At 50.8% G+C, this 23,430-nt stretch carries 25 protein-coding genes; 8 read left to right on the top strand and 17 right to left on the bottom strand.

Features of this window, described 5'->3' with window-relative positions:
• Positions 1 to 78: 78 nt before the first annotated feature.
• From B5M13_RS04980 to arfB, 9 genes are all read right to left on the bottom strand, one after another.
• Positions 79 to 1,197 (bottom strand): FecR family protein, encoded by a 1,119-nt coding sequence (locus B5M13_RS04980; RefSeq protein WP_080054580.1) that lies wholly within the window; start codon positions 1,195 to 1,197, stop codon positions 79 to 81.
• Positions 1,198 to 1,266: 69 nt separating this feature from the next.
• Entirely contained in the window at positions 1,267 to 1,905 is a 639-nt protein-coding gene (locus B5M13_RS04975) for an RNA polymerase sigma factor (protein ID WP_080054579.1), read from the bottom strand.
• 212 nt (positions 1,906 to 2,117) lie between these two features.
• Positions 2,118 to 3,575, bottom strand: a complete 1,458-nt coding sequence (locus B5M13_RS04970; protein ID WP_170061088.1) for a sulfatase family protein — start codon at positions 3,573 to 3,575, stop codon at positions 2,118 to 2,120.
• 15 nt (positions 3,576 to 3,590) lie between these two features.
• A complete protein-coding gene (locus B5M13_RS04965; RefSeq protein ID WP_080059800.1) occupies positions 3,591 to 5,096 on the bottom strand; it encodes an arylsulfatase in 1,506 nt (501 codons plus the stop codon).
• 51 nt (positions 5,097 to 5,147) lie between these two features.
• Entirely contained in the window at positions 5,148 to 6,746 is a 1,599-nt protein-coding gene (locus B5M13_RS04960; RefSeq protein WP_080054578.1) for a RagB/SusD family nutrient uptake outer membrane protein, read from the bottom strand.
• A 27-nt stretch (positions 6,747 to 6,773) separates the two neighbouring features.
• Positions 6,774 to 10,268, bottom strand: a complete 3,495-nt coding sequence (locus B5M13_RS04955) for a SusC/RagA family TonB-linked outer membrane protein (RefSeq protein WP_080054577.1) — start codon at positions 10,266 to 10,268, stop codon at positions 6,774 to 6,776.
• A 397-nt stretch (positions 10,269 to 10,665) separates the two neighbouring features.
• Positions 10,666 to 11,673 carry a FecR family protein gene (locus B5M13_RS04950; RefSeq protein ID WP_080054576.1) on the bottom strand — a complete coding sequence of 336 codons (1,008 nt, stop codon included), beginning with the start codon at positions 11,671 to 11,673 and terminating at the stop codon, positions 10,666 to 10,668.
• 45 nt (positions 11,674 to 11,718) lie between these two features.
• The gene (locus B5M13_RS04945) at positions 11,719 to 12,396 is read right to left on the bottom strand and encodes an RNA polymerase sigma-70 factor (protein WP_080054575.1); all 678 of its coding nucleotides are present in this window, start codon (positions 12,394 to 12,396) and stop codon (positions 11,719 to 11,721) included.
• Between the two features lie 256 nt (positions 12,397 to 12,652).
• Positions 12,653 to 13,054: an alternative ribosome rescue aminoacyl-tRNA hydrolase ArfB gene (gene arfB / locus B5M13_RS04940; protein WP_080054574.1), complete on the bottom strand. Its 402-nt coding sequence runs from the start codon at positions 13,052 to 13,054 to the stop codon at positions 12,653 to 12,655.
• Between the two features lie 170 nt (positions 13,055 to 13,224).
• Between arfB and B5M13_RS04935 the strand changes: the two genes are divergently transcribed.
• The 6 genes from B5M13_RS04935 (at position 13,225) to B5M13_RS04910 (ending at position 16,061) form a co-directional block, all read left to right on the top strand.
• Positions 13,225 to 13,599, top strand: a complete 375-nt coding sequence (locus B5M13_RS04935; protein WP_080059799.1) for a hypothetical protein — start codon at positions 13,225 to 13,227, stop codon at positions 13,597 to 13,599.
• A 17-nt stretch (positions 13,600 to 13,616) separates the two neighbouring features.
• Positions 13,617 to 14,309: a hypothetical protein gene (locus B5M13_RS04930; protein WP_080054573.1), complete on the top strand. Its 693-nt coding sequence runs from the start codon at positions 13,617 to 13,619 to the stop codon at positions 14,307 to 14,309.
• A gap of 178 nt (positions 14,310 to 14,487) precedes the next feature.
• Positions 14,488 to 14,847 (top strand): hypothetical protein, encoded by a 360-nt coding sequence (locus tag B5M13_RS04925; RefSeq protein ID WP_080054572.1) that lies wholly within the window; start codon positions 14,488 to 14,490, stop codon positions 14,845 to 14,847.
• 87 nt (positions 14,848 to 14,934) lie between these two features.
• The gene (locus tag B5M13_RS04920) at positions 14,935 to 15,282 is read left to right on the top strand and encodes a hypothetical protein (protein ID WP_080054571.1); all 348 of its coding nucleotides are present in this window, start codon (positions 14,935 to 14,937) and stop codon (positions 15,280 to 15,282) included.
• Positions 15,283 to 15,358: 76 nt separating this feature from the next.
• A complete protein-coding gene (locus tag B5M13_RS04915; RefSeq protein WP_080054570.1) occupies positions 15,359 to 15,709 on the top strand; it encodes a hypothetical protein in 351 nt (116 codons plus the stop codon).
• 1 nt (position 15,710) lies between these two features.
• On the top strand, positions 15,711 to 16,061 hold the full coding sequence (locus B5M13_RS04910) for a hypothetical protein (RefSeq protein WP_080054569.1): 351 nt from the start codon (positions 15,711 to 15,713) through the stop codon (positions 16,059 to 16,061).
• Positions 16,062 to 16,121: 60 nt separating this feature from the next.
• Here the strand turns inward: B5M13_RS04910 and B5M13_RS04905 are convergent, their stop codons facing one another.
• The 7 genes from B5M13_RS04905 to B5M13_RS04875 all read right to left on the bottom strand — a co-directional run bounded on the left by B5M13_RS04905 (position 16,122) and on the right by B5M13_RS04875 (position 21,745).
• Positions 16,122 to 16,760: a hypothetical protein gene (locus B5M13_RS04905; RefSeq protein WP_080054568.1), complete on the bottom strand. Its 639-nt coding sequence runs from the start codon at positions 16,758 to 16,760 to the stop codon at positions 16,122 to 16,124.
• An 88-nt stretch (positions 16,761 to 16,848) separates the two neighbouring features.
• The gene (locus B5M13_RS04900) at positions 16,849 to 18,099 is read right to left on the bottom strand and encodes an FG-GAP repeat domain-containing protein (RefSeq protein WP_080054567.1); all 1,251 of its coding nucleotides are present in this window, start codon (positions 18,097 to 18,099) and stop codon (positions 16,849 to 16,851) included.
• Between the two features lie 43 nt (positions 18,100 to 18,142).
• A complete protein-coding gene (locus B5M13_RS04895; protein ID WP_080054566.1) occupies positions 18,143 to 19,003 on the bottom strand; it encodes an MBL fold metallo-hydrolase in 861 nt (286 codons plus the stop codon).
• A gap of 19 nt (positions 19,004 to 19,022) precedes the next feature.
• On the bottom strand, positions 19,023 to 19,874 hold the full coding sequence (locus tag B5M13_RS04890) for an SDR family NAD(P)-dependent oxidoreductase (protein WP_080054565.1): 852 nt from the start codon (positions 19,872 to 19,874) through the stop codon (positions 19,023 to 19,025).
• Positions 19,875 to 19,903: 29 nt separating this feature from the next.
• On the bottom strand, positions 19,904 to 20,638 hold the full coding sequence (locus B5M13_RS04885; protein WP_080054564.1) for an SDR family oxidoreductase: 735 nt from the start codon (positions 20,636 to 20,638) through the stop codon (positions 19,904 to 19,906).
• Positions 20,622 to 20,972, bottom strand: a complete 351-nt coding sequence (locus tag B5M13_RS04880) for a darcynin family protein (protein WP_080054563.1) — start codon at positions 20,970 to 20,972, stop codon at positions 20,622 to 20,624. Before B5M13_RS04880 ends, B5M13_RS04885 begins: the two co-directional genes overlap by 17 nt.
• A 77-nt stretch (positions 20,973 to 21,049) precedes the next feature.
• The gene (locus B5M13_RS04875; RefSeq protein WP_245859777.1) at positions 21,050 to 21,745 is read right to left on the bottom strand and encodes a Crp/Fnr family transcriptional regulator; all 696 of its coding nucleotides are present in this window, start codon (positions 21,743 to 21,745) and stop codon (positions 21,050 to 21,052) included.
• Positions 21,746 to 21,759: 14 nt separating this feature from the next.
• Here B5M13_RS04875 and B5M13_RS04870 point away from each other — a divergent pair, with 14 nt between their 5' ends.
• A complete protein-coding gene (locus tag B5M13_RS04870; protein WP_080054561.1) occupies positions 21,760 to 22,326 on the top strand; it encodes a hypothetical protein in 567 nt (188 codons plus the stop codon).
• A 151-nt stretch (positions 22,327 to 22,477) separates the two neighbouring features.
• Positions 22,478 to 22,957, top strand: a complete 480-nt coding sequence (locus B5M13_RS04865; RefSeq protein WP_080054560.1) for a hypothetical protein — start codon at positions 22,478 to 22,480, stop codon at positions 22,955 to 22,957.
• A gap of 69 nt (positions 22,958 to 23,026) precedes the next feature.
• Here B5M13_RS04865 and B5M13_RS04860 read toward each other — a convergent pair whose 3' ends face one another.
• A complete protein-coding gene (locus B5M13_RS04860) occupies positions 23,027 to 23,386 on the bottom strand; it encodes a hypothetical protein (RefSeq protein WP_080054559.1) in 360 nt (119 codons plus the stop codon).
• Between the last annotated feature and the right edge of the window lie 44 nt (positions 23,387 to 23,430).

Here is a 23,430-nt window from a genome sequence, read left to right as displayed (position 1 = left end):
GGTGGCCCGAAATAGCCGCCCGATCGGTCAAGTACGCCCGTTATGTTGCAGCATAGCGGGCTTTTTTAGTAAGAAATTTTAGCAGCCTTTGCTGGTAATAATGACGCGGGCATCCACCACTTCGTACGAAGCGCCGATAGAAGCACACAACAACTGGAGTTGGTCGTAGAGCGAAACACCCGCCAGGGATGCCGTTAGGGTACAATGCCGCAGCGCCGACACGTCGTAAATAATCTCCACACCATACGCTTTCTTTAGCCGCTCAAAAACTGACGTGGCCGGGGTATCGTCAAACACGAACGTTTCCGGTGTTTCGGATGTCGAGGGAAGCAGGGTCGGTTTCGCCACCAGCTGTTTCTGGTAACTCCCCTGGCTAGCATCGTACGTTACCTGTTGATTGGCCGTCAGCACAACGCCTGCCTTCGGCACATTCGGAGATGATCGGGCCGAAACCCAGTCTTTCTGCTCCATGACCGACACTTTACCCGACAGAACAGACACCATCATACGGGTTTCACCAGGCCGGGCCTGCACCCGGAACCGAGTACCCAGCACGCGCGTTACGAGCGCTCCGCTATAGACCAGAAATGGCCGTTTCCCTTCGTGAACAACCGAAAACAGGGCATCGCCTTTTAGATACACTTCCCGCTTATCCGAATCAAAGGTGTATGGATAGGAAGCCTGGCTATGAGCCATCAGAGTCAACAGACTCCCATCGGGTAACGAAAGCTGTACGGGTTGCGACGTACCATTGACCTGATTCACCCATTTATCCGTGGTAGGCTCATCGACCTTAGATGGATTATGAGAAACAGTCGTCGAGTTGGTTTCACCGCGATTGACCAGAAACCACCCGCCAGCGCTCAGTATGAGCAATACCGTAGCTGCCGCTAACCATCGATACCGAGTCCATAGGTTTCGCTGAACGGGCCAGTTCGACTGTACGGGTACGTGCCGGGTCAGTTTCACGATCTGTTCTACCTCCAGTTGCTCCTGCCCAACCGAAAGACTATGCGGACGATTTTTGAGGGCTTCGGCCATGTCTTTAGCCAAAAGCAGCGTGTCGCGCCGGTCGGGATGCTGCTGCTGCCACTGCTCCCAGAACTGACGCGCTTCGGGCTGGTTGTGTTTTACCCAGGCCAGAAACCAGCTATCCGTCAGGAAATCTTCGACGGTATACTGTTGATAGGTTTTCATATCGTGTGGGAGTAAGCCGTTCAGTTGTTAATAGGGGCTTTTTTCGGGTTGATACTCAGCACATCGTCTTTATTTTGTGAACGATTCGTGCAACAGCCAGCCCGCCAATAGCGAAAGCAACGACGGCCAGCTTTCGCGCAGGCGAGTCAATCCCCGATGCAACAGATTGGCAACCGATTGCTTGTTAACAGCCAGTATATCAGCAATTTCCTCGTTCGACAGTTCGGCATAAAATTTCAGGTGAATGGCTTCCCGTTGCCGATCCGACAACTGCGCCAGCAGTGCATTGAGCCGGGCAGTCTGGTACTCCGATAATTCGGTATGAATCAGTGCCTGTTCGGCCGTTATGTCGTCTGAACTTACGTCATCGAATGGCATTGTCGCTTCACTAACGATGGCCGAATGACGCATCGCTTCCCGATGAATTTTGCGTCGAAGCGATTTATAGAGATAGGGTCGGATAAAGGACGTCTGTACAATCTTGTTTCGGTAAGTCCACAAGTCTAGAAACAGGTCTTGCAGGCAATCTTTCAGCAGATCGGAATCGCGGGTGAAACGGCCACCGTAGAAGTGTAGTTCCCGGTAAAAATGCTGAACAAGTCCCTGAAAAGCCGCTTCCTGCCCCTCCCGGAACTGTTGCCAGAGTACGGTTTCGTCGGTTCGCTCCCAGGTGCGCTGTGCGGTATGACTCAGGTCGGGCTTCAGCATAATCGTTCCTCGTTATCCGTAATCTATTGAGTAGTCTGATGGATGATTCCGGGTGGATACGCTGGTTAATAGGGGCGATAAGTCAAATAATACTCAGGATTGTGCAAAAATTATTAAAAAATAAGTTTGCCTAACTACTTACGGACTCTGAGCATAACCCTCAGTCGCCAAAGCAATTAGGCAATCGTTAGAGATTAGGATATTGAGTCAGTCTATTGCGTAATCCGGCCGGGTTCGCGAACGTTGGTACCGGCCCGCTTCTGAATGTCGTCACCCAGATCGGCGCGGGCCTCTTCAGCGATCTTCTCTAGTTTGGCGACAATCTCAGGATGCTGCTCCCGAACGTCGTAGCGCTCACCCGGATCACGACGGAGATCGTACAAACCAGCCGGAAATTCGTGGGTTTCGGTGCTGGGTCCCGGTTTACCGTTCTGGCCAGGCAAGAACCCTTCGTAAGTACGACCGGGATGGGCCAATACCAGTTTCCAGTCCCCTTCTCGAACCGCTTCCAGGCTGTTTTTACGATAATAGTAGTAGAACTTATCCCGAGGAGTAACGGATTCATCGCCTTTGAGCAGGGCAATCCAGTCGACACCATCAATGCGATTTTTAGGAAGCCGGGCACCGCAGAGCCTGGTTACGGTCGGCAGAATATCCATCGTGGTCAGGAGCTTATTGCATACCCGGCCTGCTGGCACCACGCCCGGCCAGCGAACCAGACAAGGCACCCGATGCCCGCCCTCAAACGAGGTTCCTTTCCCTTCGCGGAAGCCCCCCGACGAGCCCGCATGATCGCCATAGTTGAGCCAGGGGCCATTGTCGCTGATGAAAATAACCAGCGTGTTTTTATCCAGGTTCTGCTTTTTCAACTCACCCAAAATCTGCCCAACAGACCAGTCCAGCTCGGTCAGCACATCACCAAAAAGCCCACGGGCGGTTTTCCCTTTAAACTTATCCGAAGCCGCTAACGGTACGTGCGGCAATGGATGAGGGACGTACAGAAAGAACGGGGCATTTTTGTGACGCCGGATGAAGGAAAGCGCCTTTTCGGTCACTGTTGAGGTGATCTTGCTGGCATCGTTCAGATCTTTAATCTCTTCTTTAGGCTCGTTTCCTTCAATCCAGTTTAGAGGAGGGTAATGCGCCTGCGCCTGTGCCGGGTGCAATGGCCACATATCGTGCGAGTAGGGTACACCGTAATATTCATCGAACCCCTGTTGAAGCGGCAAAAACTGCTTCCGGTCGCCCAGGTGCCATTTTCCAAAAATACCCGTAGCATATCCCCGTTCTTTAAGCAAGTCAGCCAGGGTTTCTTCGTTCGGGTTCAGGCCGATGGGTGAGTTAGGCCCAAGGGCACCCGAAATACCCAGCCGATTCGGATAACAACCCGTCAGCAGAGCCGCCCGCGACGCGCTACAGACCGCCTGAGCGACCAGGAAGTTGGAGAATCGCGACCCTTCGGCGGCCATGCGATCCAGATTTGGCGTTGTGTAGTCCAGTGCTCCGGTTACGGATAAGTCGCCATAGCCCATATCGTCCATAAAAAACAGAACGACATTGGGTGGAGCTGGAGCCGGTTTCTCGACCCAGGCACTGATCAATAAACCAACGCCAATCAATGCGAAGGTAGTTAGTAATACGTGAGACAACCGTCGGGGAAGTAAATTCATAGCAGGTAGTTTTAGTTATAATTTCGGGTTGATGATTTCCCATTCGTTGATGTGCGTTGGTCTGTGTTCTCTGGCAACGATGGCATCAAGTTGCCGCAGCAGGTCGGGATGCTGGGCGGCTACGTTAGTCGTTTCACTGACATCGTGGGCCAGATCGTACAATTCCCAGGTGGCAGCCCGGTTCTTCCGCAAATTAGTCTTTACGGCTTTCCAGTTACCCACCCGAATGGCGAGTTGTCCACCCTTTTCAGGATATTCCCAATATAAAAAGGGGTGCTGCTTCTGACGGTCCGATTGCCCGAGCAGGGTTGGCAGAAACGACAGGCCATCGGTAGTGAACGGCTGTTTGTAGCCGACCAGATCGGCCAGTGTAGCCAGCAAATCGTACTGCACCGAAACCTGATCGGTGACCTGTCCCGCCTTTATTTTTCCCGGCCATCGGGCCAGCATGGGTTCGCGAATACCGCCTTCGTAGACATCCATTTTCAGTCCCCGCAACGTACCAACGCTGTTGAAATACGCAGCCTCTACCCCACCGTTGAACGTGGTGCCGTTGTCGCTCGAAAACATGACCAGCGTGTTGTCGTCCAGTTTCAGCTCTTTCAGTAGTTGCATGATCTGCCCCACTTTCGTATCCATATAAGTAATCATGGCCGCATAGGTTGCGCGTGGGTAGGGCGTCGATGCGTAACTCTGCTGACCCAGATACGGTTTGTCGTCAAACTTACCAACATATTCGTTCACAGCCGCTTCGGGAGCCTGCAAGGATGCATGCGGCACAGTGAATGGCAAGTACAAAAAAAATGGGCCATTCTTGTTCTGCCGAATAAAACTCTCTGCTTTCTGAGCCAGTTTGTCAATCGCGTAGTCATTGCCCCGATAGTAGGCAAACGCTTCGGGGGTAGCTGTTTCGGGTGTCAGTTTCCGGTGTACGTCAATAATGGGATTATTCAGGCGGTCAGGTTTTCCGTTTTCCCAGAGGTGCGTCGGGTAGTAATTATGCGCCTGTTTTTGATCCAGATAGCCATAGAAGTAATCGAAGCCCTGCTCGTTCGGATTGCCGGTGGTGCTCGCCATGCCTAATCCCCATTTACCAATGCAGGCCGTCTTGTACCCCGCCTGTTGCAGCATCCGGCCGATGGTAAACGCCCCCGGATACAGTGGCATCTGTCCACCTTCCAGCGAGTCGGCAAAACCACCCATTTCATAATTGCCCCGGATGTACGAATGTCCACCGTGTTTGCCGGTCAGTAGCATACAGCGGGCGGGTGCGCAGACGGGCATACTGGTGTAATGCTGGGTAAACCGCATGCCCTCGCGGGCGATCTGGTCCAGATGAGGGGTTCTGATTTTCTGCTGTCCATAACACCCCAATTCGGCATAGCCCAGATCATCGGCATAGATATAAATGATATTGGGCGGACGGACAGGCGAAGCTTGTTGAGGCCGATACGCCATCAACAAGCCACCTGCCAGCAGGAGTATAAAACAAACGTTGAGTAAAGACGGTCGTTGCTTCATGAAAATTGCTATTCCTAAAAACATAGAACCGCCCGGGCGGTTCTATTACTTCTACCAACCCGGATTCTGCGAGAGTGTGGGGGTAAGGTTTCGTTCTTTTTGCGGAATGGGCCAAAGATAATGCCGGGATTTATCGAATACCCGATTGATACCCACAACCTGAACCGTTGTCAGTTTACCATCCGTTCCTTTATACGTGATGCCATAAACCGGGCCGGGGACTACCGTTTCAGCCGTTTTCCAGCGACGAATATCGAACAGGTGCTGCCCTTCGAATGCCAGTTCAACCGTCCGCTCCCGACGAACGATAGCCCGTAACTCAGCCTGGGTTGGTGTACCTGTAATGGACGGTTGTTTCACATCAGAACGGCCATTGCGAACGGTATTGATGGCATTGAGCACACTCGCGTCGATCTGGTTCAACTCGATCTTCGCTTCGGCATAGGTCAACAGGATTTCGGCATACCGTAGCAGGATGATGTTGATACCGTTGTTGCCCGGATTAGCGTAATCGTCTGCATTGATGTACTTCTTGAGGTTGAAGCCTGTAGTCGAGGCAATGTAGGTGTTCCCAATCGCATCGGGGGTACCGCTGTTCGGTTCAGGACGGAACGTAGCGCCACTCGGCAATACATCGCCCGTCAGGAAAATCGAAAATTTGAGCCGGGGGTCACGATTAGCATAGGGAGTTACCGGGTCATAGCCGCTGGTTGGGTCGGAAATGAGCTTACCCGCCGTCGTCTCGTACATATCCACCAGCGCTTTGGTCGGTACAAAGTTGCTGTTGGCGCTTTTCTGACTGTATGGTGCCATATAAGAGAACACGTTGACGGGGTAGGTATCCTTGATAAACTGCCGATCCAGCAGCACCTCCTTGTTGTTCTCAGCCGCATACGAAAACAGCTTTTCATACGAATCGTTCAGTCCATAAATACCCAGCTTGATCACCTGATCGGCCGCATCGGCAGCTTGCTGATAGCGACCGGCATACAGATTAGCCCGCGCCCGAAGCCCAACAGCTGCGCCTTTGGTAATCCGGCCTTTATCGACGGCCGCATACGTAGCAGGCAATAGCCCGGCCGCATCGCTCAGTTCTTTATCGACAAAATCCCAGATCTGTGAAACAGGTGTGCGCGCTAAAGCCCGGCTTTCGTCCAGTGAAATAGCCGTTGTTACGAGTGGTACGTCACCAAACAAACTCGCCAGTTTGAGGTATTGGTAGGCCCGTAGTGCCCGCGCTTCGCCTTTGAACTGGTTAATAAGCGTAGTATTGGTCGATGGCACTTTATCCACATTGGCCAGAAAATAATTGCAGGCCCGGATACCCTTGTACGCTTTGGCCCACTCACCATATACCCGCGAGCTGGTAGCATCATATTGTCCCAGCTCGATATAGGCGTGTAAATCGAACGGCTGATTGACGTGGCCAATATCCGTCAGAGCGTCCCAGCTAAAAATATTGGTACTGTCGAGATCGGTGTACAATGAATTGGCCGCCAGCCGGGCATCGTTCTCCGTTTTCCAGAACAGGTCTTCCGACAGGCGGTCATTCGGAACAGTGTCCAGCAGATCACGGTCGCAGGAAGTTAGTGATAGTCCAGCGCTAAGTGCCAGTACGACCAGAGGTATATAATAACGTATTGGTTTCATGAGATTATCGGCGAAAAAAAGGTCGGGTTAGAAGTTCAGGTTAAGGCCAAGCGTATACAGCGACGTTTGCGGATAATATACCGCCCGACCCGACCCAACTTCAGGGTCCAGATTCCACTCGTTCAATTTCGAAATGGTAAATATGTTGGTAGCCGACACATACGCCCGAATCCGGTTCAGCCGCAACTTGCTGGCGATCGGGGCAGGCAGTGAATACGCCAACTGAATGTTTTTCAGCCGGATATACGAACCATCGATAATCAACCGATCCGACGTAGCCACGTTCCGCAGATCGAACTTCAGTGGTCGGGGGAAACGCGCATCGGTATGGTCGGGCGTCCAGTAGTTGTTGGTATAGATCGAGTGGGTAAAGCCTTCCTGGTTACCCATTTCGGCCAACGCTCCAGCTAAACGGGTATCGACTTTGGCAGCGCCTTGAAAGAGCAGGTTCAACTCAAAATTCTTGAATGAAAAACTGGAGTTAAGACCAAAGGTGTACTTCGGAAAATTATTCCCGATGTTAGTCATATCATTGGCGTCGATCTTGCCATCGCCGTTTAGATCTAGATACTTTACGTCGCCGGGTTTAGTATTGGCCGCATAGGTCGCCTTGTAGGCATCGATCTCCGCCTGCGACTGAAATAGCCCGGCAGTTTTGTAGCCCCACAAGGTGTTGATGGGTAACCCCACGGCGATAATGTAACGGGGGTCAATATCCGAACCGAGAATGTACGGCCCGGTGCCTTTCAGATCGACAACCTTATTTTCATTAATGCTGAAATTACCGCCCAGATTATACTGAAAACCCGATGTGCTTTTAGCCCCGCGATAGTTCAGGCTAAATTCCCAGCCCTTGTTTTCGACCGAACCGGCATTTTGCGGAGGAGCCGTCAGCCCAACCGTCGCCGGAATATCCAGATTCAGCAGAATATCGTTGGTGAGCTTGCGGTAATAATCGACCGTCAGGTTCATACGCCCCCGCAGGAACGATGCATCGAGGCCCAGGTCCAGTTGGGTTGTCGATTCCCAGCCCAGGTTGGTATTCGCCAGACTCGTTTGCCGATAGCCCTGCACAGCCGCGCCATTGAAATCATAGCCACTGGCTTTCAACGAGGCATAATAGCTGTACAGATCGACCGACTGGTTCCCTGTTATGCCCCACGAACCGCGTAGTTTCAGATCGCTAATCGTTGGCTGGATACCCTGCCAGAACGCTTCTTTCGAGAGCCGCCAGCCTGCTGAGAACGATGGAAAGAAACTATACTGCTTATTACCCGTAAACTTCGACGAGCCATCGTAGCGGCCATTCACTTCGACCAGGTATTTGCCATTGTAATCGTAGTTGATCCGCCCGAAATACGACCGAAGTCCATAGACTGCGTCGTTCCCCGAATTGCTCTTGGTGCCATCATTCGCCCCCTGCCCAATCGACTGAATATCGTTGTTGTAGAACCGTTCGCGGTAGGCAGTCAGGAAGTTTTGGGTGTTACCAATCTGCGAATATCCCAGCAAGCCTTTAATATTATGATCGCCGACACTCTTTGTGTACGTCAACAAACTGATGAGCGTGTACTCCCGTAGCGTATTCCTAACCTCATTCAGGGTGTTGTTGGCCACCGTTTTGGTGATATTCGTATTCTTATCGGTGTTTACGTACGAATTGGCGAAGTTCTTTTCCTGCGTGTAATAAGCCCGTCCTGCCAGTTGGGTCGAGAAGGTAAGCCCGTCCACAATGTCCCATTCGCCCTTAATCGAGCCAACCAGATAGTCCGCAAATCGCTTGTTCAATCCACTGATTTCGGCGTACATGATGGGATTATTCCCCTGCGTACTCAGACCATACGTGCCATCCGCGTATTTGGGAACGGCCCACAATGAGCCATGTAACAAGAAATTGATCGGGTCGACATTCGGGGTTTGGGAGTAATTGTAGCGGTAGTTAATATCGCCACTCACGCGCAATCGGGGTGTAATGGTATAATCGGTATTGAGCCGGATTTCCCCGATTTTGCTGTTATAATTCGTAATAATCCCGCCCTGATCCTGATAGCGCAGGCTCAACCGGGTACGCAAAGCCTCACCGCCACCCGCTACCGATAAGGTGTGGTTTTGCTGAGGAGCCGAATGTAGTACTGTCTGAAACCACGTATTGGGCAATGGATATTTCTCGCGGTCGGTAGCGGTTACGTAGGCCTGTATCGACTGTTCGGTAAAGCGGGCGGGCAAAGCCGAACCGGCATTCGTATAAGCCGCCACCTGCATCCGCATATAGTCTTCAATACCCATCATATGGGGGGTATTGATGGATTTCTGAATGGCGTAATAGCCGTTGTAATCCACCTGAACCTTGCTGCCTTTGGCCCGTTTGGTGGTTACCAGTACCACGCCGTTCGTAGCCCGCGAGCCGTAAATGGCGGTTGAAGCCGCGTCTTTCAGAATCGAAATGGATTCAATATCGTCCGGGTTAATATCCTGCAAACGCTGCTCAATCCCATCGACAATCACGAGCGCATCGTTTTTGCTCATGTCGTACCCACCCGAGCCGTTGTTGGTGCCTGCCGTGTTGCCAATACCGTTGATGTTGAAGGTCGTAATTCCCCGAACCCGAATGGCCGTTGTGGATCGGCCCGGCGATCCACCCTGATCTAACACCGTAACGCCCGGCAACTGTCCCTGCAACGACTGCTGGATGTTGGAAACCGGCCGACGGGCCACTTCTTCGCCACCAATCTGCGATACGGCATTGGTCAGGCTTTCGCGCTTCTGCGTTCCGTAACCCACCACGACGACCTCGTCAAGCTGCTTATTATCTGTGACCAGCGTAACATCCAGGCGGCTGCGGCCTCCGACCGAAACCTCCTGCGTTGTAAAACCAATCCCCGAAAAAACCAGGACGGCTGTGGCGGGAGCATCAATCGTGAATTTTCCATCGGCATCTGTACTGGTCCCTTTGGTGGTGTTCTTAATGACTACGTTGATGCCGGGTAAGGTCTCACCCGACTGGCCTTTCACCGTACCCGTAATCGGTCCTGCAACCACCTCGGTTCGGATACCCATCGATGCTAACGCGGCTGGTGTTTTTACAGGTATATCCACCGATGAATTAAGCTCCTGGGCAGTAACGGTTTCGACCTGCTGGCTATTGAGAAGCGCTACTTTTTTCGGCTTTTTTTCAGCCAGAATCAAGTACGAATTGCTGTTTACTTTTTTGTAGCGTAATCCCAGAGGACGCAGCAGAGTCTCCAGATTTTTTTCGAGCGTCGATTTGGCATTAAGCTTATCCGACGAGACCGAAATCCCATCGACGGTTCGCAGTTCGAACAGGATCTCAGCACCATATTGGGTTTTCAGATCATTCAGCACATCCTTGAGCTGACGGTTCAATACATGGGTAGTTGCTACCTGCTTTTGCTGAACATTGCTGGCAAATACAACCGATTGCGACCAGCCGGGTCGAAGCCCAACCAGCAGGAGCATGGAAAGTAAACCTATCGGTACGGTTTTTCGTAGCGGATTTATCATAAAATAAAGAGGGTTAATACGTGGACTGCCTGGAAGTGAGCAGAATAGGGTCAATAATCAGTAGCGAACGTGTTCTTAGTGCTGACAACAACTAGCCTGAGCATGGCTAATCGGGCAATTGCCCGTGGTGACGAAGGGGAGTAAAGGCAACAAATTCATATTAGTATTGTTAATTGATGGGCAAAGATTACTTAACAAAAAGCCTTTTCCAAGGAAAATCTAAAAAATTGACAATCAACAACTTACCAATTAGTCTATCGAGAAATACGGTTATTCGGGAGGCAATCGAATCATTAAGAATAGCTCCGTTCAGCAAAGCCGTTGAAGAACAGGAAGTTGTTGACTATGGGTAAACCTGATTCACTACTCTGCGCCCTACCTAGTCCGATACACGTCATTACTGATCCATAATCTGCACCTGATTGCCCTGCCGAACCACACTGATGTCGAGCAGTTCTGAAATGGACTGCAAAAGCTGATCGACATTGTCGGCCCTGAACGAACCCATGAGTATCCGCTCGGCCAGCGCCCGGTCCTTGATCGAAACCTGGAGGCCGTAATTTTCTTCGAGCAGATAAGCTACTTCCTGCAGGGTGGTTTCATCGAACACGAATCGTTTTTCCTGCCAGGCGAGTTGTTGCTGCGGCTGCTGGAGCGTTTTCAGGGCTAAATGGTTCTGTGGATCGAGCGTTACCAGATCGCCCGGTTTCATCGTAACCTGCTTAGCCGTTTGCCCTTCCTGGTAATGCAACCGCACTTTCCCCTTGTTCAACACCACTCTGGCCCCTCGCTTTCGGGCAAAGACGGAGAATTCTGTACCCAATACAACCACGTCGAACTTATTCGCCGTTTTTACCACAAACTTCTGGTCATCAGCCGTGTGAGTCACAGAGAAAGCCGCTTCGCCCGTCAGCCAGACTTCGCGGGTTTCATGGCCAAAACCCCAGCGAGGCACCCGCAAGCTGGAATTGGCATTCAGCACCACCGTGCTTCCATCGGCCAGTCGCATCGAACGCGTTTCTCCAAACGCCGTTTGGTAGGTCTGATACCGTATCTGGTTGCGGAACAGAAAACTACCCAATCCAAGCAGCAGTAGAACAGTAGCCGCTACCAGCCATTGACGCCAGGTTCGCTCATCCGTAAGTGGCCGAACATTTGCACCCTCCGCAACGCTACCCGCATCCGAATGTGGGTTTTCCGTTAAAAAGGTGACGTAGCGTTGGAGGGCGTTGCCGGTCTGAGCCAGATACTGCGGGTGCTTCATTTCCCACTCTTCCAGCCATTCGTAGTATTGCTCTTCGTTGGATTTCTGTTGGAGCCACTGAGCGATCATCTCACGCTGGAGGGGCGAGGTTTTTCGATCAAAATGGCTAAATATCAACTCTTTGTTTATTTCGGCTTCCATAGCGTAGAGCTGGTTGATGAAACAATGGGTGGCTAACTCAATTAATTAATACGGCAAAAGCAACCGCCAGGCGGCCACGAGCATGACGAGCCAATGATCTTTCAGCCCTTTCCGAACCAGGCCCAGCGCCTTGACCATGTGCACTTCGACTGTTTTGATGGAGATCCCCAGTTCAGCTGCGATGTCGGCATATTTCTTTCCCTCGAACCGACTCAACAGAAACACTTTACGGCATTGTGGAGGCAGGGCTTCAACCAGATCTTCGACCCGCCGAAATACCTCTTCGAACTGGAGAACCTGATCGGGCCGCTGGCTGCTGGCGGTTTCCCGCGTTTCGGCATTCTCAATATCGTCCAGTTCCTGAAATTCCAGCCGGAGGTAGTTATAGGCTTCGTTGCGAACGCTGCGAAACAGGTAGTAGCGATAGGATGAGGTAACGTTCTCGTAGGCCTTGGTTTTCCAGAACTTGCAGAACACATCGCTCACCAGATCTTCGGCGGTTTCTTTCGAATACACGAACCGAACGGCATGGCTGCACAATGCCTGATGATACCGCCGGAATAGCAGCTCGCAGCCTTTTTTCGGGCTTTCGGCAAACGCCCGTCGGATGAAGAGTTCAGTATCGGTGCTGGCCGTTTCCGCTTGTTCATGGGCCAAACCCTGATCGGTAAGCGGTACCGGAGTCGGTTGATCGGACGTTGGGATCAGGGGTCGAATTTGCATAGCCTATGACGTACGGAAGGTGTCGCCAAAAAGTCAATCATCTACTATACAAGACAACTTCTACAGAAAAACCCCTTAGTCAATTGTAAATTTTTCTCAAAAAGATTCTATTGGCTCATCACCCCCTCCGCTCGTTCGCAATTGAACCACGAAATGAGCCTTTTCTCTATTAATCGATTGAAGTGTCGGTTACTAATAACCATCCTTGTGGTGTCAGACGCTCACATCTAACACCACAAAACAGTCAACAATCGCCCTAATAATCCACGCGTTTGCGACCCTCTTTCACGTCAGCTTTACGCTTCTTCTGACTAATGCGTTCTTCAATTGAAGCTTTGGAAGGCTTGGTAGCTTTGCGGGGTTTAGGTGTTTCGAAAGCTTTTTCAATCAGCCGATAAAACTTCCTGGTAACTTTCTCCTTATTGGCTAGTTGAGTGCGCTCGGTTTGATGGGTCAGGACCAGTTCGCCCTCCGTAGTCAGTTTAGTTGCTAACTTCTCTTCCAGAATGGCCCGCTCATCGTCGGTAAGCAATGTCGATAGACGAACATTGAACCGCAACTCCGCTTTGGTGGCAACTTTGTTCACATTCTGGCCACCCGCTCCCCCACTGCGGGCAAACTGGTACTGAATTTCGGGCTGTAATCGTGTGGCATCCATACCGGGCAAGGTAACTAACAAATCAGAAAAAACCCATCCTTGCAGTGAACAATCCCCACAAGTGTCAGTTCCTTTTCAAAGCAAACCAATACCACGGGCGGAAGGCTCTGGCAGCCAATCAACCAAAAGCCTTTCGCACGAAACAATCACTTACTCAACAAAACCAGCTAATGATTTCCAACGATCAAACTCAGATTTCGCTCATCGATGAAACCGTCAATACGCTCGACGGAAACATCGATACTACCACCGCAACGGATGGGCTATCGCTCATCGATAAATGGCTGAACCGCCTGGAGGATGTCAGCGATGAAGCCACCGACGACATTGCCGAAACACTCGAACGACTTCGGCCTGAACTGGATTCTGCTCAACGGTACAACCGAATCGATAACCACCAGATTGCGAACTTGCTACAGGATCTGATTGAGCAAACCCGCAACATTGCCACTACGGTTGAAGCCAGCGCCGAGCAGGTAGAGCTTTCACAATTGATTGCCGTTCTTGAAAACCTGCATCGCCAGGCAGTAAGTCAGCTTCAGTAACAAAACCTTTTATTCCTATGGCACTGAATCAGCATGCATCGAACTTGATTGATATAACTGTAAAAGCCTTCAACGGCGATTCGGCCAGTGTATCCCCAACGGATGGTATGTCGCTTATTGATAGCTGGCTAGACTTTTTACAAACCGATCATCAGCATGATACGTCGCTGGAAGACAGCCTGACCAGCTTACGAGCCGAATTGCAAAACAGCCAGCATGATGGTGCTCATATCCAGGAGCTTTTGAGTGAACTAACGCAGCAGGTAAGTCAACTGGCTAGTTCGGCCGATACTGACAACAAACCGAAGCTGACCAGTTTAAGCAATGCTTTAACTGGTTTTCAGCAACTAATGGATGGGAAATCTGGGCATGATCATACCGATAGCCAGGCTCCCATGACCAGCACCGTTGGTGGCGAATCGACTTCGATGGGTATTGGCGCTTCGACAATAAGTGATGATGACAATGATTTATCGGATCGAACCGGCGGAACAGTAGATAGTGAATCAGCAGCCCCAGCCACTTCATCGTCGAAGGGGTCAAAAGAACGTTCGGCCGATGAAACGGGTGATACAAGCTATTCAGATAGTAATCGGTCGTCGGCTAACAAGCTCTCCCGAAGTGATACATCCCGAATAGATGGTATGGGGGTTTCCGGGGGCACTACCGATTCCGATACAACACAGTCGGGTGGGCGGTCGCAGTACTAACAGGCAAAACTCGTTTGCTACTCAGCTTATCACATGAAACCAACCCTTTCTAAAGCAGTCGCTTACAAAAAGCCCAAACAAACGCCCATTTAGCGAAGTTATTCTAAGATCAATCACCGACAGACTGGGAATTGTCGGCCTACATAGTCGCCCGGCCTGTTGCTAACATTCAAGCAATATGGTTTCTCACGCATTGGATCAGCGGTTATTTGAGCGAACAGATAGCCTTACTGACGAACATAATTCCATTTTAACGTCTACTCCCGGACGTGTCGAACTCATTGACGGTTGGCTGAAAGTAATTCAGGGTAATGAGCGAACAACGCTCATCGAAGAAAAACTGACGGCCCTACGAGACCAGCTCCAACTGAATCATCCTGATCCAGACCAGGTGCGGGCTTTACTGTTAGACCTTGCGGATTCAACCTCGTTGATTGCTCAGGGTTCACACATGCAGGAACAAACTGCTTCCAAACTGGAAGACTTGGCTACTACACTGCGTAAGCTGGCAGGTGTTCAGGTGGTTGAAACAAGATAGATTAACCGTTTACAGTGGTTGGTGCAAGAGACTGCTGCATCAACCACTGTAAACGGAATACCGTAAAACCATTTAACCATTTTCACTATGCTAGGATCGAATCAATGGGAAGCGAGTATGCTCGACAATACACTCGCTATGTTCCGCAACAATAGCCAGCCTATCTCTTCCGATCAGGGTATCATGCTGATTGATGGTTGGTTGCAAGCCTTGCAGGGCGACCCCAATATGAACCAGCTTACGGGTCAACTTACTGAGTTGCGTACGGCATTGCAGGATACGTCGCCCGATACAGTATATATCCGACAGCTAATGGGTAGCCTGGCCGACAAAGCACAGGCCATAGCCGAAGATGAAAACGCAGAAGGAACCTGGACGGGTGGCCTGGAAAGCCTGTCTAAAATTTTACGTCATTACGGCGACCAAGCCAGTTAACCACTGAAACGGACTCACTATAAGCCAGGTTAGTAGTGATACTTTAAACCTGCCACCACCATAAACAAGACTACAGATGGAAGCAACAGAAACAACACTCGAACACCGGATGCTGATTGATACATTAGGTGCATTCGGCGATGGAACACACGCTACCATTACGGCTGACCAAGGGATTTTACTACTCGAAGGCTGGCGCAATGCACTCCCCGGTAATGTAGGTACCGAACGCATTCTAGGGGAAATTACGGCCCTGCGCGATCACTTAAAATCAGGCCATGTGGATGGCGAAAAAGTACGCCAATGGCTTTTTAACATGTCCAGCCACATGATGATTCTGTCGCATGAGCCTTCAGTCGACAGAGCCGCCGTGCCTCAGCTCCAACAACTAGCCACAGTGCTCCGCAACTTTACTAACCAGATCTGATATGTTTACGCACGAAGATGCCTCCGAACTGCTCGATTCGACCATGACCGTTCTGGAAAGCGAATCGGGTTCCACCACGCCCCAGGATGGTTCCAACGTTATTGATCAATGGCTGACTCAACTCCATCAGGCCGATAACGCTGGCCCTATTGCCCAAACGCTTGAGCAGGTGAAAGAACAACTGCTAATGGAGTCTGTAAATAGTGACGAGCTTTGCCATCTATTGAACACGCTGGCGACTCAAACGTCTGAGTTCAGTACAATGATGGGCTCGGAAGGCGACATGGCGACGCGGCTGGAGGCTCTTTCGGCGGGACTAAAACTGCTGGCGGGGCAGGTCAATCACGCTTAACATCTGCTCAGTGCCTATCTGCGATAGAGTTACGGATGAGCACTGAATGTATCAGGAAGGTCAGTTTCCTGATACCGCTTTCGCCAACGAACGCCATGCCTGGTTCAGTAAGTTCTGAATTTTCTGCCAGTCGGCCTCAGTGATTGCCTCGCCCTGGTGATCCCGAAACAACATAGCTTCGGTACGCAGCCGACCATATTCGGCACAACGATCCACCGGAATCTGGTAAAGATTAGCCACCGTCTGTGCCTGAAGTCGGGCCCATTCAACGGGTGGATAATGTTCCCGCTCCCGGCGGATAATCCACCATTCCAGTTCATGGCGGGCTGTTTGATCTATATTGAATGGTTGTTTACTGATAGCGCTAATAGCTCCATAAAACGCTTCCAGGTCAGGTAGGGCGCGGTTGTAATCAGCTCTACTTTTTCCATCTTTAAATACAAACGCAGCTTTGGCTGCGTGATAGGCAATCACAAACGAACGCCAGAATGGGGCGTGTACCTGTCTTCGTACCAACTCGGCCGATTGCCAGAAGAGTCTTAAGGGATGCCGCTCGTAGTAGGATCGCCACATATCGGTGTCAAGCCGGGCTACATCGGCCGGGTCAAAATGACGTAAATCAACCTTGAAGGGCCTATATACATCAACGAGTACCCACCCTATCAACAGAACCAGTACGACCAGTGCAATTCGTTTCATCGCCTTTTACAATCCAGGCTCTACCTCGTTTTCAGTGTAAATGGGTACGACTGTCAGCCTGCCAGACAAACATTGAGCATCTTTCCAATCAACGTTTTAACTGATTCCAGTAGATCAGTACATTGAGCGTTGCTCGGCCCGATGCAATAAGATCTAAGTCACCATCGCCGTCCAGGTCAGCGGCTTGAATGTCTTCGCAGGCCATCCGCACACTATCGTCGATAGGATATCCCCCTACATTATCCTGTTCCTGCGGTTTGTATAGTCGAACGCCAACTTTCTTTTCGGCATTTGGATTACGCCAGCCTGCTACAATCTGGTCGCTGCCTATTCCCAGAAAATCGCCACAAACCAGCGCATGGCCCTGGTTGAATATGTCGGTGAGTACGTTGATTTGCTTGTCTGTAACGGCTTTTCTGCCTTTCTGAACCGAATAAGCCCCCGTTTCAACCTGGAGCAGATTACCGTGCATAGGCTGAATTGTTGCAATCGATTTCCCCTTATCCATTCGTCGGATTTCACCGATACCGTCTACACCTTTATTCAGGAGTGGTAACGCATTACTGGCCCCTTCATCATCGACCGGACGCCATTTGTTCTTCCGCCATTCAAAAATCTGCCCACCTTCTTTTCCCGCTACAATGAGCCCTGTGGCATCGCCATCTTCCCAGATTTCAAAGTTATGCGTCAGGTGCATGGTCGAGTCAACCAGATGCCGTTTCCAGCTATCGCGCGGGTTTTTCGGAAGTTCGTATCCCCAGATTCGGACGCCCTGCCCGTTCCCATTCCGATTATGCAAGCCATGCAGCGGCACTACGATCAATTGATAGGTCTTCCCCACTTTTGCCCAGCGCATTCGGTGAGTAGTTACCTCGTGCGGCAGTCGAATCGGTTCCCAGCGCTGAGTAGGGTCCTGGGGTCGAACCAGATAAAAAACGGCCCCCGATTTCGTACTGTCGTCGGTTTCGGCAGGGTTCCAGCCAGCGCCCACAGCAACTTCCACGCGCCCATCACCATCCAGATCGCGGGCAGTTATGCACACGTTGTCCTGCGGAGTCAGGTTTGCAGCCATCACGTACCGTTTCCATCGGGCAGAGGTATCGCCTGCCATGCGAGTGCCCGGATTTTTATACCAGACAAACTCTTTCTGATCGGCCAGCAGTATATCAGATTGACCATCGCCGTCTACATCGCCAATAGCCAGCCCATACCCAATACTAATCTGATTATCAACCACCTGAACCTTAAAATTCGGCATACCTGACGGCGATGAACCTGGTTGAGCCAATGCAGGCGCAACAACGGCCAGACCCAGAAGTAAAAAGAAGGCGTTTTTCATGATGGATATTGTCTTACAGACCAAAGTCGGCGCAATTCGGCTTCTACCGACTCAGGCTTACGCGCTCGCCCAACTGCATCACCCGATAAGGCGTATCGTATTGCTGACAAACACGCACAAAATCAGCCGGGTCAGCTGTGTTGAAGGCAAACAGGTCGTAATGATGCGGTATCACGAGCCTAGCGCCAATTTCTTTCCCGAGTCGGGCGGCTTCATCCGCGTCCAGATTACCGGCTACCCGTCGTTCGGGCTTATTGCCATTGATGGGCAGGAAGGCTATATCGACCTGAAACGGCCGTAGTAATTCGACCATGCCTTCGTACCAAAGCGTGTCTCCGGAGTGATACACACGGTATGGCCTTTCGTGGCCCGGCCCAATTTCAACCACATACCCCATGAACTTAGGACGCCCTTCAATATCCCGTTCGAGTTCGTTATGCGCAGCCGGAACCCCATGAAGGACAAACCCTTCGACCGAGACCGACTGTCCATCGATCAGGCCAATAGGCCAGGCCACATCACATTGAAGCCGGTCGGCAATGAAGGCTCGATTCGCTTCAGGAATAACCAGTTGAATCGCCGGATTTGCCTGAATTAATGGAAGCAGCGTTTCAGCATCGAGGTGATCGGTATGGTTATGGCTCGATGTTACCACATTGACACCCGTCAGCATGTCTGGTTTTATAACCAACTCCGAAATACGAACATGCGGCTTATCGGTATTGGCATATTTGCGGCTTAAGGAATCCGATAGATAGGGGTCGAACAACAACTGCTTACCGGCATATTGAAGGAGAAAGCCGCTTTGGCCAAGCCACCAGATATGTAGGGCATCGGGTTGCTCACGAGCGATTTCAATATCGGCCAATAGGGCATTGTCTTTTTGAAAGGCAGGTTTCAGCATATGGGTAGTTGGATATGTATTATTTTTTCAGTCCGCTTATGCGCTCCACAATCCAGTCTACAAGTCGAGCAGGGAGCCGGGGTATTAGCCAGCCTATCAATTTATTCGGTACAATGGCATAGCGGATTTTAGGCCGTGCCGCTTCATGAATAGCTACGATACGTTCACCCAGGTAATCGACCGAAAAACCATTCGCTTCGGAGGTTTCGACCTGCTTCAAAAACCATTGCATGGCCGGATAATAGGGTGTAGCCTGATAAGCACGCATATCCGTTCCTTTACTCCAAATGGGCGTTTTTACCGCACCAGGGCCGACAATGATCACCTTGATCCCAAACAAAGCCAGTTCCCGGCGCAGACTATGCGAAAACCCTTCGACGGCAAACTTCGATCCCACGTACGCGCTCATAAAAGGAATCGCCACTTCCCCGTTTACCGAACTGATATTCAGAATACGACCAGGTTGAACGGGGTGGTCGGGCCGAGCGCCCAGCAGGGGCAGAAAGGCCTGTGTTACCTGCACCAGACCAACCACGTTGACATCAAAATGCTGCCTGAAAACATCCATCGGCTGGTACTGTACAGGCCCACCAAAAGCAACGCCCGCATTATTGACCAACCCACCCAGGCCGCTACCCGCCAGTCGTTGGGTCAGGTAATCAGCAGCGTTCGAGACGGCTTCAGAATCGGTCACATCGAATACGAGCGGTTCAAACGGAGAGCCAAATTCAGCCTTCAGCCGGTCGCCATCCTGCGCGTTACGAACACTTCCGAACACCGTGTACCCACGTTCGATGAAGTGTTTGGCGGCTCCATAGCCAATACCAGTCGATACTCCCGTTATCAGAATAGTCTTACTGAGCGATTTCATGCTGTAAAGCTACGCGGAACAGGCATTCATCAGCCATTTTTCAGCATCCGGTCGGCAAGTCCGGGAACCAGGCGGTGAATAATTCGAAACAACTTAACCCTCCCAACATTCACGACCTTCCGTCCATGTTCTACCCCCCGAATCAGTTCATCTGCGACTTGTTCGGGCGAAATCTTTCCTCTGCCTCGTCCGGTAGTCATGGGCGTATCGACCAGCGGAAGCACAACATCGACAACCTGCACCGTTGAATCTTCTAACTGATACCGTAAGGCTTTCGTGAATACCTGCAAACCCGCTTTTGTAGCCGAATAAACCGGAGCCGACCGTTTGGGCGAAATACCTAATCCCGACGTGATGTTTACAATAGCGGCTTCGGGCTGCTGACGTAACTGAGGAAGCAAGGCATCGCAGAGTTGAATAGCAGTCGTCAGATTGATCTGGATTTCACTACCAATCCGTGACTGTCCCAAAGCGTCGTCGCCGAGGAGGTAATTGAATTGTATCCCTGCGTTATTGATCAAAACCGAGCAGTCTGGAAAACGCTCCTGAACCGTTTGAATCAGGTCCGCTACCTCCGAAGACACTGCCAGGTTGCACCGAATAAACGTCACAGCTGGATACCCGTCGCGCAGTTCAGCCATTCGTTTTTCGTTTCGTCCAATAACTATAAGTCGATTTCCCCGGCCATACAGGCTATGCAGAAGCGCCAGCCCTACCCCCGACGTTCCGCCCGTAATGAGGATAGTCTTATTGGTTAGTTTCATGGCGTGGCTGGCTGGCTTCAAATTCCCGAAAACCGTCTTCGACCGACACAATCACATCGATCAGTTCAATGTAGGGTTCCCCAAACAGTGACGTATCGCGTAGGGACTCTATCAGAAAATAGTAGTGGCGTAAATCCATACAGGAAATTAGTAGCACGTCCGACACACGAGCGTGAAAGGCCTCAGCATCAAATAAGCGAGTCGTCACCTGCGACTGGTACTTAGCCAGCACAGGCGTTACTTCGGCCGTAAAAATAGCATTACGCTCTGCGCGTGTTAGTTTCAACCAGGCCGGTAAGGCCCGGTACAGAACGGAGATGGTGTATGTTGTCATAAACAAGGTTTTGATTGGTTACGACAAAACAAGCGTCCGTTAATTAGCCAGACATTTACATAGGTAAAGAAATGCGTTTACCGATCAGCCCGGATTCGGCTTAGCTGCGTTGGTGTAATGCCCAGATGCGAGGCAATGTGGTACTGCGGAACGGCCTGTTCGATTGCAGGAAAATTGCGCTGAAATTTTTCGTAACGCGCTTTGGCATCCAGCATGACCAGATCGATTTCGCGCTGTTCTTTAATCAGAAACAGGTGTTCGGCTTGCTTACGAGCCAGTCGTTCCAGGGTTGGGTGTTCATCGTACAACGCTTCAATCTGTCGAAAATCGGCTATCAATACCGAACAAGGAGTTAAGGCCTGGACTGACAACGGACTTGGGCGATTAAGCAACAGAGCATAATAAATGCCCATCAGATCATTTTCGATGAAAAACGTTTTGTTGTATTCGACACCATCAGGCGACGTAGCGAAACAGCGAAAGATCCCACTCATGACAAAGGCGACGCTATGGGTGGTGTCGCCAGCGCGTACAAAGAAATCATGTTTGGCGATGGCCTCAGGAGTGAATAAGCGTCCTAACGCGGCCTGCGCTTCTGGCGTAAGCTTAACCAATACGCCGAGTTGGCAAAACAACTTTTCCATATCCTGCAAAATACGCGATTCAGTCAACCAATTCGTTGTAAATTGAGTTACCGATTTAAAGAGTGGACGAGCGAATGAGCGAATGAGTGAAAGCTCTTCTGCGACCCACTCATCCACTCTTTCACTCATTCGCTCTTTAAAAAATGCAAGACATTGAGCCTTTTTATGGTTGGGAAAAGTACTACAATGCTTCGGAAGACGACCGTTCGCCGTTTCACGAGCGTGAGTACAATATGCAGCAATACGAGAACACGATTTACGGCTATTACATCCACCCACTATGGGATGAAATAGGCTCCGAAACGCTGTATTGCAAGATTCTGTTCGCCAATTACGACCGTGAATTTGTGGTTATCGAACTGTTTGGCGAATGGAACGACACCTTACACAACGATATCATGTATTTGAAACGCCAGGTGGTCGATCCGCTTGTCGATGAGGGAATTAAGTATTTTATTCTCGTCACAGAAAATATCCTCAACTTCCACGGCTCCGACGACAGCTATTACGAGGAGTGGTTCGAAGATGTGGAAGACGGCTGGATTGCGGCCATTCATTCGCCGGAGTTCATTGAACGTGAATGGAAAAAATACCATCTCGATTACTATATCAACTTCGGTGGTACGCTCGACATTGCCAACTGGCGTACCCTCAAACCCGCTGGTCTGTTCGAATTAGTTAATAATTTAATCGTAAGACGATTAGGCTAAAGAAGAAAGGATGGAAAGGCCGTTACTAACGCCTTTTATCCCTCCTCATTTCTTCCTCTCCTGCCCTATCTCCTTTCCTCCCTCTTCTCCTTGCTTTTCCTCTTGTTTCTCGTCAACTTTCGCCCATTACCAACATCCCACAAAACATCCTATGGATACGAATGATAAGGCTAAGGCTACCGAGCAGGCACAGGCCGCTAAAGCAACAGCCGCTGAAAAGCTAGAAGCGTTCAAAACAGAAGCCAGCCAGCACCTCGATGCCACGGCTGCCCAGCTCGACGAACTGAAAGATAAACTGGTGGCTCAGGCCCAGGAATTTGGCAAAGACATTGACATCGAAGGGATCAAAGCCAAGGCAACGGAGCATTTTGAAGCCGCCAAAGCGTCGACAGCCGAAAATCTGGCTAATTTACAGGCTCAGGCCGAAACCGTTTTTGCCGCTGCCTCGGCCAAGGCCGATGAACTATCGGACGCAGCCGAAGACAAATTCGATGAGTTGAAAGCTGATGCCGCCGTACAACTCGAGGCCGCTCAGGCTAAGCTGGATGAACTAAAGGCTGAAGCTGCTCTCCAGATCGAAGTTGCCAAAGAAAAAGCCAAAAGTGTTTGGAACCAGTTGTTTGGTGAATAACTCGGGGCAATTCGTTTAAAAAAACAGCCTGACTCATGTTGAGTCAGGCTGTTTTTTTAAACGAATTAACTAGCCATGTTTGGGGCCATGAGGTGGGTGGCCCGGTCCACCGGTTCCACTAGCGGGCGGGGTGGCTGTACCACTATGCGGTGGGCCATTCGTACCACTGTGAGGAGGTGTATCGGTGCCTGAAGTGGGGGGAGTAGCCGTGCCACTATGCGGAGGGTGGGGCCTACCGGGACCATGCCCATCCGTACCGCTATGTGGGGGCGTATCGGTACCCGAATGAGGGCCTGTAGCCGTTCCACTGGTCGTAGCACGAGTGCGGGCCGCACTCGTCGAATCGGGCGACAGATCCGAGCTTTTGGTGCAGGCATACCCAACCAGCAAAGCGGTCACTACACAGCCTGATACAATTAATTTCTTCATTGACGTATCGTTTAGGAAATAAATCAGTACTTCATTTTAGGTTC

It is taken from the genome of Spirosoma aerolatum (assembly GCF_002056795.1).
GTDB classification, from domain to species: domain Bacteria; phylum Bacteroidota; class Bacteroidia; order Cytophagales; family Spirosomataceae; genus Spirosoma; species Spirosoma aerolatum.
The sequence above is the reverse complement of the archived record's forward strand: the minus strand, read 5'-3'. Positions and strand labels throughout refer to the sequence as shown.